1 protein-coding gene is annotated in these 2391 nt (G+C 76.0%); it reads right to left on the bottom strand.

The genetic code is table 11. The annotated features are described in order from the left end of the window. On the bottom strand, nucleotides 1-2391 hold a 2391-nt coding region (locus ACWEVO_RS35105), incomplete at both ends, for a beta-ketoacyl synthase N-terminal-like domain-containing protein (RefSeq protein ID WP_452311711.1).

Here is a 2391-nt window from a genome sequence, read left to right as displayed (position 1 = left end):
GCCCGGGGACGGCGAAGCCGGCCCGGTCCGGACCGTCGTTGGTGACCGCCCAGCCGGGCAGGACGGCGTAGATCCGGTCCCCGTCGGCCTGCGCGTCGGCGAGCCGGCGCAGCGCGACCACGCCGACGCCGGAGCCGAAGCCGGACCCGTTGGCGCCCTCGTCGAAGGCGCGGCAGCGGCCGTCCGGGGAGGCCAGCCCACCAGGGGTGTGCCGGTGCCGGGGCCAGGTGACGGTGACCCCACCGGCCAGGGCGATGTCGCACTGGTAGTCGGCGAGGCTCTGGGCGGCGAGGCAGACCGCGACCAGTGAACTGGAGCAGGCGCTCTGCACCGCGAGAGCCGGCCCGGTCAGCCCCAGCCGGTACGCGACCTGCCCGGGCAGGTGGTCGGTGAACTGCCGGCCGACCAGCCGCGCCTCCCAGTCGTCCGGGTCGACGTCGCCGACCACGGCCGGGTTGTCGAGCAGGTGGAAGAGGAAGTAGCGGTTGGCGGAGGTGGACGAGTAGACCCCGATCAGGCCGGGGAACCGGGACGGGTCGTGCCCGGCGTCCTCCAGCGCCTCCCAGGCGGTCTCCAGGAAGAGCCGGTGCTGGGGGTCGGTACGGGCGGCCTCGTCGGCGCCGAAGGAGAAGAACTCGGCGTCGAAATCGGCCACCCCGTCGAGCCGGCCGACGGCCCGCACGTGGCGGGGATCCCCGCGCAACCCCGGCCCGATGCCGAGCGCGGCCAGCTCCGCGTCGGTGTACTCGTGGATCGAGTCGACCCCGGTGCACAGGTTCCACCAGTAGGTGGCCACGTCCGGGGCGCCCGGAAAACGGCCGGCGAGCCCGACCACGGCGATCTCGTCGCCGGTGTATTCGCGGGCCGCCGTGGCGGGCGCGGCCGGTACGGGCAGCACCGGCGCGCGGACCCCCTCGGGCGGGGCGTCGAGCAGCGCCGCCTGGGCGGCCACCGTCGGGTGGTCGAAGAGGCGCAGCATCGGCAGCCGCACCCCGAAGTGCTCGGCGATCCGCTGCTGCACCTGGCCGAGGAGCAGGGACTGGCCGCCGACGTCGAAGAAGCCGTCGGTGCGGCCGACCGCCGGGCGGCCCAGCACCACGCACCAGATGTCGTGCACGATCCGTTCGGTCGCGGTGGCCGGGGCCTCCCCGGGCGGCACCGTCCCGGCCGGGTCGGGCAGCGCCCGCTCGTCGACCTTGCCGGTCACGGTGAGCGGGAACTCGTCGAGCACCACCACCGCGCGGGGCAGCGCGTACTCGGGTAGCGCCGCGGCGAGGGCGGCCCGCAGCGTGCTCCCGTCCGGCCGGGTCCCGTCGGCCGGTCGGACGTACGCGAGCAGTTCACCGTCGCGGGCGATGGCCCGTACCCCGGCGACGCCGGGCTGGGCGGCCAGCACCCCCTCGATCTCGGTCAGTTCGACCCGGTGGCCGCGCACCTTGACCTGCCGGTCGAGCCGGCCCAGGCAGACCAGGTCACCGCCGGGCAGCCGCCGGCCGAGGTCGCCGGTGCGGTACGCCCGCACCCCGTCGGCGTCCACGGTGAACCGGTCGCTGTCCTGGTTGAGGTAGCCGGGAGCGAGGTGCGGGCTGCGCACGACGATCTCCCCGGTGTCCGGGGCGAGGGTCAGCTCGTAGCCGGGGAACGCGGTGCCGACCGGCAGCGGGCCGGCGGCGGCCGGGTCCACGGTGGACATCGGCAGCGCGTACCGCGCCACGAAGGTCATCTCGGTGGCGCCGTAGCCGTTGACCAGCTCGCAGTCCGGCGCGAACCGGCCCCGGCCGCGGGCGGCGTCGGCCCAGCTCGCCTGCTCGCCACCGAGCAGCACCACCCGGACGGCGTCGAGCCGCCGCTCGCCGAGGGCGTCGAGCAGGAAGCGGTAGACGGTGGGGGTGCAGTGCAGCACGGTCGCCCGGTGCCGGTCGAGCTGCTCGACCGCGTACGCGAGGCCCTGCCTGCGCAGGTCCACGGGGATCACCGCGGCGCCGGTGAGCAGCGCCGGGTAGAGGTCGGGGATGGCGGCGTCGAAGCTGAACGAGGCGAGCAGGCTCAGCCGGTCGCCCGCCCCGATGGCGAGGGCACCGATCTGGTTGTCGACGACGTGCGCGAGGTTGCGGTGGGTCTGCCCGACCGCCTTGGGCACGCCGGTGGAGCCGGAGGTGAACAGCACGTAGGCGAGCGCGTCCGGGTCGACCGGGGCCGGCCGCAGCGGGGCGGGCGGGACGTCGTCGAGCGCCACCACGGTGCGGTCGCCGGCCAGCTCGCGGGCCAGTTCACGGTGTTCGGCCGCGCAGGCGACGAGGTCCACCCCGGCGGCGGTGAGCATGCGGCGCAGCCGGTCGACCGGGAAGCCCGGGTCCAGCGGCACGTACGCGCAGCCGGCGGCGAGGGCGC

The sequence above is a fragment of the Micromonospora sp. NPDC003776 genome (assembly GCF_053605645.1).
Note: the sequence above shows the minus strand (reverse complement) of the source record. Positions and strands in the feature narration are given on the sequence as shown.